At 56.1% G+C, this 13,950-nt stretch carries 12 protein-coding genes and 1 pseudogene; 4 read left to right on the top strand and 9 right to left on the bottom strand.

The window, feature by feature from the left end; translation table 11 throughout:
- Positions 1 to 336: 336 nt before the first annotated feature.
- Together AC07OV_RS06595 and AC07OV_RS06590 are read right to left on the bottom strand one after the other, a co-directional pair.
- Entirely contained in the window at positions 337 to 807 is a 471-nt protein-coding gene (locus AC07OV_RS06595) for a hypothetical protein (protein ID WP_495091837.1), read from the bottom strand.
- Positions 808 to 1,288: 481 nt separating this feature from the next.
- Positions 1,289 to 2,224: an alpha/beta hydrolase gene (locus AC07OV_RS06590; RefSeq protein ID WP_495091836.1), complete on the bottom strand. Its 936-nt coding sequence runs from the start codon at positions 2,222 to 2,224 to the stop codon at positions 1,289 to 1,291.
- A gap of 117 nt (positions 2,225 to 2,341) precedes the next feature.
- Here AC07OV_RS06590 and AC07OV_RS06585 point away from each other — a divergent pair, with 117 nt between their 5' ends.
- Entirely contained in the window at positions 2,342 to 3,238 is an 897-nt protein-coding gene (locus AC07OV_RS06585) for a LysR family transcriptional regulator (protein WP_495091835.1), read from the top strand.
- Positions 3,239 to 3,289: 51 nt separating this feature from the next.
- Here AC07OV_RS06585 and AC07OV_RS06580 read toward each other — a convergent pair whose 3' ends face one another.
- Both AC07OV_RS06580 and AC07OV_RS06575 read right to left on the bottom strand, forming a co-directional pair.
- On the bottom strand, positions 3,290 to 3,745 hold the full coding sequence (locus tag AC07OV_RS06580; protein WP_495091834.1) for a hypothetical protein: 456 nt from the start codon (positions 3,743 to 3,745) through the stop codon (positions 3,290 to 3,292).
- 170 nt (positions 3,746 to 3,915) lie between these two features.
- Positions 3,916 to 4,833 carry an AraC family transcriptional regulator gene (locus tag AC07OV_RS06575; protein WP_495091833.1) on the bottom strand — a complete coding sequence of 306 codons (918 nt, stop codon included), beginning with the start codon at positions 4,831 to 4,833 and terminating at the stop codon, positions 3,916 to 3,918.
- 100 nt (positions 4,834 to 4,933) lie between these two features.
- Here AC07OV_RS06575 and AC07OV_RS06570 point away from each other — a divergent pair, with 100 nt between their 5' ends.
- Entirely contained in the window at positions 4,934 to 5,956 is a 1,023-nt protein-coding gene (locus AC07OV_RS06570) for an SDR family oxidoreductase (RefSeq protein WP_495091832.1), read from the top strand.
- 480 nt (positions 5,957 to 6,436) lie between these two features.
- Complete coding sequence (locus AC07OV_RS06565) at positions 6,437 to 6,865, top strand: hypothetical protein (RefSeq protein ID WP_494999194.1); 429 nt, start codon at positions 6,437 to 6,439, stop codon at positions 6,863 to 6,865.
- A 108-nt stretch (positions 6,866 to 6,973) separates the two neighbouring features.
- Here the strand turns inward: AC07OV_RS06565 and AC07OV_RS06560 are convergent.
- A pseudogene (locus AC07OV_RS06560) lies at positions 6,974 to 9,687 on the bottom strand (AAA domain-containing protein).
- Between the two features lie 245 nt (positions 9,688 to 9,932).
- Between AC07OV_RS06560 and AC07OV_RS06555 the strand changes: the two are divergent.
- Positions 9,933 to 10,871: a tetratricopeptide repeat protein gene (locus tag AC07OV_RS06555; RefSeq protein WP_495091831.1), complete on the top strand. Its 939-nt coding sequence runs from the start codon at positions 9,933 to 9,935 to the stop codon at positions 10,869 to 10,871.
- 649 nt (positions 10,872 to 11,520) lie between these two features.
- On the opposite strand, the gene AC07OV_RS06550 is transcribed toward AC07OV_RS06555, so the two are convergent.
- From AC07OV_RS06550 to AC07OV_RS06535, 4 genes are all read right to left on the bottom strand, one after another.
- A complete protein-coding gene (locus AC07OV_RS06550) occupies positions 11,521 to 11,763 on the bottom strand; it encodes a hypothetical protein (RefSeq protein WP_176995428.1) in 243 nt (80 codons plus the stop codon).
- 94 nt (positions 11,764 to 11,857) lie between these two features.
- The gene (locus tag AC07OV_RS06545) at positions 11,858 to 12,103 is read right to left on the bottom strand and encodes a DUF3630 family protein (protein WP_176995429.1); all 246 of its coding nucleotides are present in this window, start codon (positions 12,101 to 12,103) and stop codon (positions 11,858 to 11,860) included.
- A 47-nt stretch (positions 12,104 to 12,150) separates the two neighbouring features.
- Entirely contained in the window at positions 12,151 to 12,882 is a 732-nt protein-coding gene (locus AC07OV_RS06540; RefSeq protein WP_495091830.1) for a hypothetical protein, read from the bottom strand.
- A 95-nt stretch (positions 12,883 to 12,977) separates the two neighbouring features.
- Positions 12,978 to 13,928 (bottom strand): LysR family transcriptional regulator, encoded by a 951-nt coding sequence (locus AC07OV_RS06535; protein ID WP_495091829.1) that lies wholly within the window; start codon positions 13,926 to 13,928, stop codon positions 12,978 to 12,980.
- Positions 13,929 to 13,950 lie beyond the last annotated feature (22 nt).

Genomic DNA, 13,950 nt, shown 5'->3' with positions numbered 1-13,950 from the left:
TCGTATTGTAATCCTCACATATAAGACAGTTGTGCGTTCCCGGTCCAAAGTCAACGACAGCGCCCGCGAGATCGGCCGAATTTGCTCGTCGGGATGTAGACATCGTCCAGTAATGGCTGTGCGTAGCTGATATCGCTGACTTGATGGGCCGGTGATTCTTCCTCATCGTTAGTGTCCGCTATTGGCTGAAAGCAGCCTGTCACGAGGGGCAACCACCGACCCAACTCTGCCGGCCATAATAGGCTTCTATCGACTCATAGCTACCGGTCGCCCAACGTAATTATCACCGTCGCAGCCTTTCAATACCCCACTCCTGCGCGAGTACCGTCTAGACAGTTACAGCTTTTTCTCAATAGCTTCGATGGCTGCCACATACGCATCATTGCCGATCCCGACTTGGCCCCACACCTTACGTTCTTCTCCGCGTTGACGATCATATTGTTCATCAGCATCCCAAAGGGTGAGTATCTGGTTCGGAAAGCAGTACTCGTAAAGGTCGAACTCATGGGGGCCGGAATCGTCCGAGGCAGCCATTAGTGAAAACAATTCAGTCGCAGATATAGAAAAAACATCAATCCCTCTAAACGTGAAGTTGAGTTGAGGGTGTCCGGAGACGCCTATGAACTGGACTTCATCGCCAGGGCCGTACGCAAGCTGGATGGAAGATTCGCAGAAATAATCGACGCTGCCATAGGCTCGTTCAAGCGGGAATCCACTCACAGACATTGCTTTCCTTGCTGCTGCGCGTGAAGCGCCAAGTCGTGCGGGGCCGATTGCTTCCAGCGGCAAAATCTCAAAAACAGGCATTCACAATGCTTCCTTAAAATGAACAACCTAATCATTAACCGGGTGCGATTTCAACATGTTAAAGCGTCGTCCCCAGAGACCGCTTTTGGCCGACTTCTGCCGTTGCTGACAGGTAGCTTTGGGTCGAATGCAGCCAATTGCAACTCAAGCTTTCGATCCATCGCGCAGGCTTGATCTAGGTTCTAAGACTCTCCTGATACCACTGACAGGATCGCCCTCTATGCGTAATCCTCAGGGACATAGGAAACACATCTATCACTGGCATCCTTTTGCACCCAAAGGCGTCCACCCGTAAGCGTCCGACCAATTCTCCTTCCAAACGCTAGCATCAAGAACCAGGGTGCCTGCGTATTCTTAGGCCGACGCGATAGCCCTTAATGTCAGGATTTCCATGCTTCAACGAAGCGCTTACTCAAAACCCTTCAACGTCAACGTGATACTCAAGTGGCCGCAGCGTCCCCTGGTCTTACCTCTTGAAAACTTAGCTGGGATGACGCTCACGTAGGGCCTGATCCAAAAACAAGGCCGCATTTTTTACTGCCTGCATCCCTTCCGGCAAGATGGCTGCGAACATATGCCAGACATGAAACATCCCCGGCCAGACTTCCAATGACACACGCACTCGGTTTTCTCCCAGATGGGTAGCGAGCCGCATGGCGTCGCTGAGCATCACTTCGTTTTCACCTATTTGCACAAGGATGGGTGGCAAGCCCCTGACGTCCGCGAAGACGGGTGATGCATCGGGATCATTGGGCAGCGCACCATTGAGAAACGCTTTGGCCAGCAACGTAAGGCCCAGGCGTGATGCTTGCGGATCCAGGCCGTCACGGTTGTCGATGGATGCACCCGTGTGCTCCAGATTTGCCCAAGGGGACAAGGCGGCTCCACCCGCTGGCAACGGCAAGCCTGCGTTGCGGGCCTTGACCATCACCGATACGACCATTGCACCTCCAGCGGAGTCGCCGCAGAACACGATGGACTTGGGATCGTGACCTTGGTCGAGCAGCCATCGATAGGACGCCAGTGTGTCATCGATGGGGGCCGGGAATGGATGTTCAGGCGCCAGGCGATAGTCCGGCAGAAAGACGTTGGCTCCGAGTCGTTTTGCGAAGTGCCCAGCCAGACCCAGATAGCCAGTCGGGCTGCCGCCCACATAACCCCCGCCATGGATGTAGAGCAGAATCCGATTGCCCTCACGCTCATCGGGCACCACAACCTTGCCGGGTACACCGCCCATATCGACGTCATGCCAGGTTACGCCTGCGGGAACCGGGTGCGTGGATAACACCTGTTCGTATGCTTTGCGTTGCTCATCAAGGGTCGTGTTCGTTTCCTGTCCTAGCAGAAAGGGCCCAAAGTCAGCCGCAGATGCAACCCAGGCGTCGAGACGGGCCTGAACAAGGGGAGAGAAGGGCATGGGTGGTTCCTCACATGAGATGCCGATGCAACGCATCAGGATTGGCGATTGTGGTTCCAGTGTATTCTTCTCATTGACGAACAGATTTCCCCTCTGTGGTGCCGCTTGGAGTTGCATGTGAGTCGTTTGAATCTAGATGAAATGAGCGCGTTCATGGCCGTGGTCGAGACCGGAAGCTTCGTTGCGGGTGGCCGTTCGCTCGGGCTGACACGCTCGGCAGCCGGTAAGGCAATTACTCGCCTTGAAGCCCATCTTGGTGTGCGGCTCCTCAATCGCACGACGAGAAACATGAGCGTCACGGATGACGGTCAATTGTTCTACCAGCACTGCATTCAGATCTTCAGCCAGTTGGAAGAAGCCCAAGACAGTGTGGGGCAGAAGGCAGGTGCACCAAGAGGTAATCTGCGCATCAGTCTGCCTGATGCACTTGGCCGGTTGTTGGTACTTCCCTTGCTGGCCGAGTATCAACGGCTGTGGCCCGATGTTCAGGTCGATGCAAGCTTTTCGGACAGGGTGGTGGACATCATTGACGAAGGCTTCGATCTCGCGGTGCGCATTGGCAACCCTGCAACCGATTCCAGTCTTGTCTCTCGCACGGTGGCCCATCATCGCGCAGTCATCTGTGCCGCTCCCGCTTACGTCCAGGCGTATGGCGTTCCTCAAACGGCGGATGATCTTCTGCATCACCAATGCCTGGTGTTCAGCAGCCGCATGAGGCGCCAACCCTGGCGATTGCAAGAAGCAAGCGGCGAGTGGCTGAAGGTCAGTCCGAACAGTCGGCTAAGGCTGGACAGCGCAGAGGCCATTCGAGATGCGGCTCTCCTGGGCCTGGGTCTCGCTTACCTGCCGGCGTTCCTGGCGGCTGACTACCTTGAGGATGGCCGCCTGAAGCAAATGCTTCAGGCGTATGGCACCGAAGAGGTGCCCGTCCAAGCCATCTATCCCAGCAAGCGTCATTTACCCCCGAAGGTTCGGGGCTTCATTGACTTGATGGTTGAACGCTGGAAATGCTGAATTTCAATGCAGATGCCGGAGGGCAGAGCAAGTGATCCAGCACTCAGCCCTTCAGGCTTTCACCATCCTGTAAAAGTCTTCCAGCGCCTGGCGAAATTCCGTCAGGGAAAAGCTGATCGGGCGATTCTCGACGTCCCATCGAGTGGTGATACCGACTTCCAGACCACTGGACACGCTCAATCCAAAACGGCGCCAGTGCAGCGTCTCTCCGTCTATCACCTGTTCGGTCATCAGCACAAAGCAATCGAAGTCCATGTCATCGCTGCAGACCAGCAGCGGGACTGGCGTCGATGTGCCGTCTTCTGCGGGCGCAAAGCGCCGCTGGGCGAGCGCGCCTTCTTCCTCGTCCAGCAACCAGATCAATGAAAGACCGTTCAGGTCGAGATCGGGGTATTCGAGGTGACTGTTTAGCCATTCCTCGATCGGTACATCGTCGATAAACAGCCAGGCACAACGGCTACGGCTGAATTTCGCTTGATGGTAAGCGGCATGGATGCGGCGATGCATAGGGAGTCCATTCAACGATAAAGGGCCGGGGGGGGGCGCTTGGTGGGAAAGCGCTTGAGTCTGCGTGAGTCACTGAACAGGTTATCGCCAGGTACAACGGTTGCTGAAGGGGTCAAGCCATGTCGAGGTGTCTATGCCCAGCTTTGAACAGATCAAGGCACTCAACTGACTCATCCTTTCGCAGCAAACCGCCACGCCTTGGGTGCGAGCCCCGTCTCCCGCTTGAAAGCATGGCTGAAGGCGCTTTCGGAGGTGTACCCCAGCGCCTGCGCAACCGTGCCGATATGTTCGTTGCCTTCACGTAGCGCGCGCTCAGCCAGCCGCATCCGCCAATGTGTGAGATATGCGATTGGCGTCATCCCTGCCACGGTGCGAAAGTGTTGTGCAAACGTCGTTCGTGACATGGCGCATGCGCGTGCCAGGTCTTCCAGGTGCCACGAGCGGGCAGGATCGCCATGTATCAATTGCAGGGCTGGTGCAAGACGGGCATTGCCAAGCACGGCCAGCCATCCCGCCAGCGGTGAACCGTTGGTTTCCAGGTGAGCACGCAGGATCTGGATGAACAGCAGTTGAGCCAAGTGGGCGGATGCCAATTGCGCGCCTGGCTTTGGGGTTAACCGTTCCTGCACCAGTTGATCAAGCAGCCCGCGAAAAGAAGCGGCTTCAGGCGCCGCAGCCGGCACGTGAATCCACGGCGGCAGGACCTGTCTCAACAGCCTCCCACTGACAGGGTCGAGTAGCACGTGACCCCCAATGTGTGCGAAATCGTCGCCTTCACCAATGGGCACGTGGGATTTGCCCGGGCCCGAAAACACAGCCATTGCATCGGTGGGTTCGACCCCCGGATCACTGGCGAGCACGAAAGCGCGTTTGGCACTGAGTAGCCCCACATCACCCGTGCGGAACAACGTCGGGCTGTCGTCGCCGTCGACCGTGACCCAACAACTGCCTTTGATGACCGCAAAGAATTTAATGTTGTCCGGAGCAGGAAAACGCAGCGCCCAGCGCCCGCCTGCGGTAAAACCGCCTGTCACCAGCGATTCGGCGCGGGCGAGTTTGAGGATGTCGGAAAAAGGATCGTTGTGCATGTCCGTACTATCGCGCAAGCCTGGCGTACGATCAAATATTCAGAATCCGGTAGCAGGCCGGTAGCCTTTCCTGACGATCAATCCGGTGAGGAAGGCGGACATGAATGAGCAAACTGTATTGGTAACCGGGGGCACAGGTTTTATTGCCCAATACTGCATCATCACACTGCTGGAAAATGGCTTTAAGGTTCGTACTACTGTGCGCACGCTGGCGCGCGAAGCTGAAGTGCGCAGGCACCTGAAACAACGCAATGTCGACCCAGGGAGCGACCTGTCGTTTGTGGTCGCCGACTTGATGTCCGATGACGGTTGGAAAGAAGCCGTCGCCGGTTGTCGCTACGTGATTCACGGTGCATCGCCTACGCCGTCAGGCAACCAGGTGACTGAAGCGGACTGGGTCAACCCAGCCATTGAAGGAAACTTGCGTGTACTGCGCGCCGCGAGCGAGGCGGGAGTCAGGCGTGTTGTCCTCACCTCGGCGTTCGGTGCGGTTGGTGTCGGCCATTCAGCTGACTACCGCCGTCCGTTTGATGAGACCGACTGGAGTGATGTCAGCGGTGATGTCTGGGCGTATCAGAAATCAAAAACGCTGGCGGAGCGCGCGGCCTGGGAATTCATCCAGAGTGCTGAGGGGCAAGGTCTTGAACTGGCGGCAATCAACCCGGTCGCGGTGCTGGGCCCGGTATTGGGCGCAACCTACTCTCACTCCACCCGGATCATCAAAGACATGCTGGAAGGACAGCCTGGCTGCCCGAACATCAACTCGTGTTTCGTGGATGTCAGGGATGTGGCCGAGTTGCATCTGCTGGCCATGACGCATCCGGCCGCTAACGGCGAACGTTTCCTGGCCAGTTCGGGCGACAGCTTGCCGATGGTGCAGGTCGCACGCACGCTGCGCGATCATCTGGGTGAGGCGGCCAGGAATGTTTCCACTCAGGCGCTGAGCGATGACAACATTCGTGCCGCTGCCAAAACGAATCCGATGATGCTGGGCATGGTCAAGCTGTTGGGCGTCGATATGAGCGTCACGGCGGCCAAGGCCATGACACTGTTAGGCTGGGCACCTCGTAGCCCGGAAGACGCCATTGTTGCAACGGCCAGGAGTTTTATCGAACTCGGCTGATTGAACCTCGCTGAGGTGAGGGGTGTGGGCGTTTGATGGCTGGCAACCGTGCGCTTCGGGTCGAAAGCAGCCTGATGTGAGGGGTTGCCCATAAGCCCGCTCCATGATGACGCGCGGAGCGGGAATCATCGGCACCACTGACTTGATGAAAATGTTAACGGCATAAAAAACGGTTTTTTACCTCAGCTAAAGGGCTGTAAGAGGTTGCTTCGCCGTTTTAACTGTTCCAGAAAACGTCGTAACCTTGATCCGCTCGCGAAACCTGAGAGCGGTCTTCTCGCGTCGATATAGAAAGCCCAGTCTGACGTTACACGCTCTAGGCCAGAAGCTGATGCAACGAAGTCCGTTGCGTTGGTGGATACATTGATAACGTGTGTAATTACGCCATCACTGTCGGGCGGACGTTCTGGCCTAGATATCCTACGATGACTGACTGCGGTCACTCTGATTTTATGACTCTCTTGTGCTTAGAGGCCTCTCTTGGATATCAACCGGCTACTGAAAAAGCGGCAACTTAACGTTCAAGAACAGAATACGATCACGGCACATAAGATCTCGGTCACCGCTAGCTATTGGCGGGGCAGGGGAGTTCCTGCTTGCTTGGCCGAGTACGCCGAAAGCCAAGGTGTAGTCTGGTCCGATACCGTCGTTCTCAAATTGGAAATAGATTTTCCCGGCATGCCCAGCTTATTCGGACTACTGCTCACTCAAGCCGAACAATTCATTGCGTTCGAGATTGAAACTGATAGTGCACACCTGACGATTCAAACAGTCGAGCGCTGGGAGGACATCTCTGCCCATCAGGATTACTCGGTGTCAAAAAGAGGTGTGAGAAAAGGTTTTGCAGCTATAGCTTTAGAGGTAAGACGGCAACTCCTTGCGTTGCCGCAATATGAGTCGCCCCTCTAATGCTTCGCTCATTGAAAAGGCTTTCCCGTGTTCAGGAAGCGACTACCCGCGCGGGGCCGTATTGGGTCGATTGCTACCATCATCGACTGACGACCTCTAACTCAGTGTTTATGCGTCATGGGCATGGCTGGCCCACTGTCCTATAAAACCGCCAATTTTGCGTTCGATGTCACTTTCAACTGTCCGCAGCCGCAAAATAGGAATGCCACTTTTCGCCAGAATCTCGTTTTTCATGGCGTCCCGAGCAGCCTGCACGGGGTGGTCGTGGTACCCGCCGTCGACCTCGATCACCCCTATCGGTTTCTTGCCTACTTTGAAATAGATCACGAAATCGCAACTGGCGCGCCTCATGAACGCTCGCTGGGGCTCCGTCCAGTCGAGGCTACCCGGCGAGGCAATCTTATCCAGGTCGATCTGTGTGTGGAACTTCAATGCCTGGCACGCTGGGGCTGACAGCGCTTCGCGCAGCAACTGCGCCACAATCTGCTCGGACTTGTAGCGTGAATCCTCGGACCGCAGGCGAGCCTCCAAGCGCGCCAGAGACTGGTCGCATTCGCGGTACAGCAGGTCGAATGCCGACACCACCGGCGCGCGTACGATCTGCTCATCTTGCGCGTAATAGCTGATGTAGCGGATCAGTGCGGCGATGTGGCTATTGTTGTCAGTGAATACCTCGTCGCCGGTCACCAGGGTGAAGCGATGTTTGGCCCGGGAAACTGCCACGTTGACCATGCGGGGGTCGTCGACGAAATCCAGGCGTGTTCGCGTCTGGTTGTAGCGCTTCTTGTCCAGCACGGTGGAGAAGACAATTTCGTCGCATTCGCGGCCCTGAAACTTGTGCACGGTGTCCTTGACGAAATCCGTCGGCAAGTGTGTGTCGCAAAGGTTGACTTGCGCCCGGAACGGGGCGATGTAGCCACGACCTTCGTCGTCCATTCCCACCGGAGGCCCCTCGTCCTCGAGCACCTTCAGTAGGGAGTCCAATTCCCGAAGGTTGGTGTTCTTTCTGGCATGGTTTCCCTTGGCTGTCACCACCAGGCGAAGGGGGGCTTCGCCCTTGTCCTCGGTCATCGGCACCAGTGCGTTGTCGTAGAATTGTTGGTTGCAGAACTGGATGATCCTGGGGTGACAGCGGTAATGTTCTTTCAGCAGGGTTCTGGGCAGCGCGTCCTGGAATACGGCAATGCACGAATCCAGCAGGCTGTAGACCTCGCAGTCATAGGCCTCGTCAGGTGCTTGAAGCCCCAGTGCCACAGGGATATGCGGCAACTGACGGTTATCTCCAACGACGATCAGATTCTTTGCGCAGCCCAGTGGCAGGATGCCCGGCACGATGTCCTGCAAAGAGGCTTCGTCGATGATTACGTAGTCGAGGACCGCTCCCGGCGCGATCGAATTGACGATAGAGTGCGTACCGCTGCCCAGTATAGGAAATCGCTGCACGAAGGCATCGAAATGCTTGCAGTAAGTTTTGGCATCAAAGCTGCCCGATGGCGGCTCCTGAAGTTGTAGGTGCTGCTTCAGGTGGTGCATCGATGCTGTTGTCAGCTCTTTCAGCAGGGCCGTAAAATTCGCGCGTGCCAACGATTCGCGGCACTCCCGTAGCTCCGTCTCCTTATCCCGTACCGACTTGTCGTAGTAATGCATCTGCAATGCGTGGAAAACCGCTAGGCGCGCCTCGCCCTCAGCGAATGGCCGTGTGCGAAAGATCCTGAATTTGAACAGTAGCTCGATGCGGTCTTTGAAATGAATGCGCTGCTCGCCAAGGTAAGCCAGGTAGGCTATGAGGTCTGCAGTCTTGCGCGGTGTCAGGCCGTACTTGTCGAGTGAACCTGTGGTCTGCACATCACTTTCTGCTTGCCACTGTTGCAGGTAGCGCCGCTCAATGACCAGCTCGTCCAGCTCGATTTGCAGTTGTGCCGCCCTGTTATGGTCTTGCAAGTGCTTCTTCAAGCGAGTCAGCAAGGCCTGGATCTCATCCAGGGACGGTGCCGGCTCAGGCGCGCTTGATGGCCACGCAGGCAGTTCGGCGAAGAAGGCTTCACGTTTGTCCTGGTTGCCAAGCTTGGCGACCAAGTGGCCCAGACCGTACTTCTCCAGCTTTTCGTAGACGTTTTCCACGGCAGCATTGTTGTTGGACAGCACCGCTACCGTCTGCCCACGTAACAGAATATTGGCGAGGATGTTGAGGATCGTCTGGGTCTTGCCGGTCCCGGGCGGACCTTCGATCATGCTGATTTGCGCGCTGAACGCCCGCTCTACCGCCTGAAGTTGACTTTCGTTAAGCCCGAACGGATAGATGAGGTCCTGACCTGGCGCCAGCGTGCCATTACGCCCCGAACAATAGGCTTGCAAGGCGGTGCCAGCAATGGCGGGCAGTTTTCCGAGCTGGCGCACCACATTGTTGGCAATTTCACGGTCAGTCTTCGACTCGGCGTGATCCTGTCGGGCATTCGCCACGGTAGTGAAGTAGCGGAAGACAGGCGATTCTTTCATTGATGTCGCGGCCGTAAAGCCGATACCGTCCATCTTGTAAACGTAGGGTTTTTTTTGGCTCCCGTGTAGTGCACGACGGCATATCGCTCGCCGTAAATCGTCGCTTTAGCAATGGGCGTGACGACCGCGCTGCCGGATTTGTGCATCAGTACATCGGTCAATTCGCGGGTGGGCGAAACATGGCAGTTACTGAGCGGGCGAGTGTATTTCTTGTTGGAGGGGAAGTGACAGGTCAGCTCCAGGGCTTCGTACTTTTCGCTCCAGCGAATCGCCCAGTCGCTGATTTTTGCAGTCTTGTCCTCACCATCCATCTGAATCGAAGCCATCTTCCATTTCCCTATGCGTCTGACATCCGGCTTTGCTGTGCACCGGATGCTACTTTCTCCAAGAGGAGTTATATTGCCATCATTGCGTGGAGGGTAGAAAGACGGTGGAAGTTGTACGCGATCGAGGCAGCAGTTGCTAATGAGCCGGCTGCGCAAGTAAATAACTAAGGATTGAATGAACGATGGAAGCCAACAGCCGTCATGGCATGTACGGACACAGGTAAAGTATGACTCGGAACCTCTCGTTGATTGCGCTGTTGTTCGCCTTGGCTGGTTGCCAAAGCCTGGGCGACATGGGGAAAAACACCGCGGACTACATCAAGACGGCACGGAATAAGCCGACACCAATGGATCTACAACACAACCGCTTCGAGCCCCTTGGCGCCTTCGATTACAAATATGACGACAGCCAGAGCAATGCCTGCCATGAAGCCATTTATAGCAGAGAGATTGCATCCGCTAGCCTGAAAATGGTGAAGGAGGGGAGCAATGCTGGCAATGCGACGTGCCAGCATGTACTCGGCACGTTTTACGAGAGCGGAAATGGCGTCACTCAGGATTTCGGTAAGGCCCGCAGCCTGTATCTCGAAGCGGCAAAGGATGACCCATATGCCTATGTCGAACTCGGACGCATGGCGCACGATGGGGTGGGCGAACCCGCTGATCTGGTCAAGGCCCGTGATTACTACCGACTGGCGGGGCGAGCGGGTGCGGTGGCGCTGGGTGGGATGATGGAGCACGGTCAGGGCGGTACACATGATGTGCCCGCAGCTTTGAAGCTTTATGTTGAGGCGACGCAGAAATATGGCGACTCAGCCTGGCAGGCGATGCGGCCGTTGTTGGCGCGAGGGGTTGAACTCGACGCCGAGCAGGTGCAGAAATACAACCGGTTATGGATTGAAGGATTGGTACGCCAACAACGCATTCGCTTGGTGATGTCTTCGGTGTTCAAGCATGTCAGGGCATCCGGTCAGACCTTCACGGTCACCGTGCTTTATCAGTTTGCAGTGGGGGAGACCCGTTCCAAGGCCTATCTGGTCAAGAGCTGTGGCGATCCGATGATCGACAATCTCGTTGTGGCGGCCGTGGACCGCCTATCCATGAAAGACCTCTATTTGACTCCGGGAGGAAAGGGGGCTCCAAGTATTCAAGTTCCGATCATGCTGATGCCCAGTGCTGGTTGAAATTGCGTGTTGTCATTGGCGTCATTGCCGGCTCGGACTTTGTAAAAACACCACGTGCCAACGCCGTTGAATTTATATGGTAAGGAATTCCAATGTTTCAAGGTCGATCTCGGCGTAGCTTCCCACATCACTTTTGTAGAGCCAGATCCGAGAGACCCCCAGCTCCGTCTGCAAGAAAGCGACAAGCTGCCCAAGGGGGCCGTTGGCCTGTGTCCTGGTCGGACTCACGACAGTCGCACGCCCTGGTTCGTTATCGTATGTTCTGATCAGGAACATATTCCCTTCGTTCTGCACGCTGTGATTATAGCCACGGTACTCATACCCTAAATCGTGGTCGACATCGTCAAAACGGGTAGATTTCACTATCTTCACAGCAGCGTCCAACATTCGGGTTCGATAAGAGCATCGCTTTGCGAAGCGCTTTGTTCAAGGGGAGTATGAAGGTCAACCACTGGCGTTCGAAACTCCCGATCGAAGCCAACGCATAACTTGCGATCTTCATCGGTGTGACCTTCATGTCATTGAGGCAACCCAGACCCAGCGGTGGGCTCCCTGTTTTTAGAAAACCTAAGATTTCTGCCGAAGCCACCCCATGCAACAACGACGACGGCGCTCTATCCGCCTCAATACCTGTATCCCATTCTCCGGGTCATGCAGACGACAAAGCTGCCGGTCCGTGAAAATGAAAAAGGCGCAAAATTAACCTCGAAGCTTTTTCACCATCAGCCTCGTAGAGTTTGCGCAATGAATCTTGATCGTTGAGTTTGTGTAGGTTGAAGTGGTTATAGAAGGCTTGGCCCAATCGCTGATGCTTGAAGCCTCCTTGGCCCCACAGCCGGATAAACTCGTCATAGACTGCGCGTTCGATCTGCAGCGATAAATTAGTTTCCATCTTCGGGTAGTCATCAACGAAAGACTCAAGTTTACGAACCGACTACGAATCTCTCAACCCTCACAGTCTGCAGCTAAGAATGGTTAAAGCCAGCCTATTCAAACAACGCACGTACTCGTTGAGCCATCTCATCGGCGTTATCAGGTACATCTACCAAAATGCCCAGATAGTGTTCAAGGTGCAACGTGAGCATCTGTTCACCCGCCATCAGATCCCAGTAGCGCTCATCCAGGCCGTCGACTTTTTCTTTCCAGTAACCGCCCAGCGCTTGTTCAAGCTTCTGAGCCACGTCCTCGAAAAGTTTCCAGTCGGCGTGTTCTGATATTTCTATGGTCACCATGCTTCACCTTACGGGAGTCGATTACGCTTGGATGGGTATAGAGGGCACTACCACCACTTCCACCAGGCCTTCTGAACAATCACCTCAGGCGCCAGCGAAGCCCTCTCAGAACTTGCGATCTTCATCGGTGTAACCTCCATGCCATCGAGGCAACCCAGGCCCAGCGGTGGGCTTTCTACGCGCAGGAAGCCCATGATTTCTGCCGAAGCCACCCCATGCAGCAGCGATGACGGCGCTCTATCCCGCCTCAATACCTGTATCCCATTTTCCGGGTCATGCAGACTACTCACATCGCAGCCTTCAACGCCCTCCAGCAGCAGCGGCTGGACCGTGACTGTCCCAGGCTCATAAGTGATTTCCAGATCACCGCACACGCAACGCAACCTTTGCAGTTCACCCTTCGACGAGATGCACACAAAATCCAGCCCGTCGTCATCGGTGCAAACGCTGCAAATGTCTAATTGAAGGCTTTTACTGAGCGCCAGGTTCAGGTTCAACAACGCTCTCTTGAAGGTGTTGGCTAGCCGGGCGCTCTCAAGCACCGTGTACACCCGCGACAACGCTGCCAGTTGTTCAGGCAGCTCAAGGGGTACATCCTTGATGGGCGGCATGGATGTGAAGGGCCATTTGCGTTCTGTGCCGGCCTTGAACGTGTCCAGGTAGAACGACGTGGTGTTTTCATCCCTGTGCAATGACCAGCCAATGCTCTTGGGTAACGTGGAAAGTGGCTCCAGCGCCGGCATCATTTTCATCGCGTGAGCCACGACAAGGTGTCCCATGGTTTAGATCCTTCTGATACAGGACTGAATCGGCGAATGGCTCGAAACGGGCAGGCACAGCGTAGGCAGAAAACATCCAGGCTGCCAGAACCGGCTCACAACCTCCCCACACGCGGCACCTCAAGGTCGAGCAACAGCTCTTCGGTGGCGCGACCAAACTGCTCAGTCAAAAAATCCAGCAACACCCGCACCCGGGGAACCCGGTAGCGATTGCCGTGCAACACCGCGTAAACACCAGCCTCACGCACACAAAACTCCGGCAACAGGACCTTCAGCCTTCCGGCACGGATGTCGGCTGCGGCGTCCCAAATGGTCTTGCGGGCGATGCCGTGCCCGGCCAACGCCCAGGCGCGTGCGAGTGCGCCATCGTTGGTTTCCCAGGCCTGGCTCATGGGCACGGTGTGGTTCCATTCCTGGCCGTCCACCGTGAAGTGAAAGGTGTTCAAGGGGCCTGCGGACGTCACCAGCACGATGAACTTGTGCTGATCCAGGTCGGCAGGTGTTTGGGGGTCGCCGTATCGCGCCAGGTAGTCGGGCGAGGCGCACAGTACCCGCCAATTGGGCGCCAGTTGCTTGGCGATCATCGAGCTGTCCTGGGGCTGGCCAAACCGGATGGCCAGGTCGACATCGTCCTGCACCAGGTTCGACACCGAATCCGACAAGGTCAGCGCCACGCACAACTGCGGATGCAACGTGCTGAATGCCTCCAGCCAGTCGTTCAAAAGGTGGCGGCCAAAATCGGCCGACGCGGATATCCGCACCTTGCCGCGCACCTCTGTTTGACTGGCTTGAAGCCCGGCTTCAGCCTCATCGATCGCCCGCAACGCGACCCAGCACTGCTGCAGGTAAAACCGGCCTTCTTCCGTGAGGCGCAGCTGGCGCGTGGTGCGATCAAACAACTTGGTGCGCAACGCCGCCTCCAGCTTGATAAGCCGCGCGCTGGCCGCAGCAGGCGACAGCGCCAGTTTGCGCCCCGCAGCCGACAAACTGCCGAGTGCCGCCGCCTCGACAAACAAACGCATATCACCCAACCGGTCAGTGGCCATATTCAATTCAGTTTAGAAAATT

The sequence above is a fragment of the Pseudomonas sp. GW821-FHT09A09 genome (genome assembly GCF_059418405.1).
This window is presented reverse-complemented; position numbering and strand designations above follow the sequence as displayed.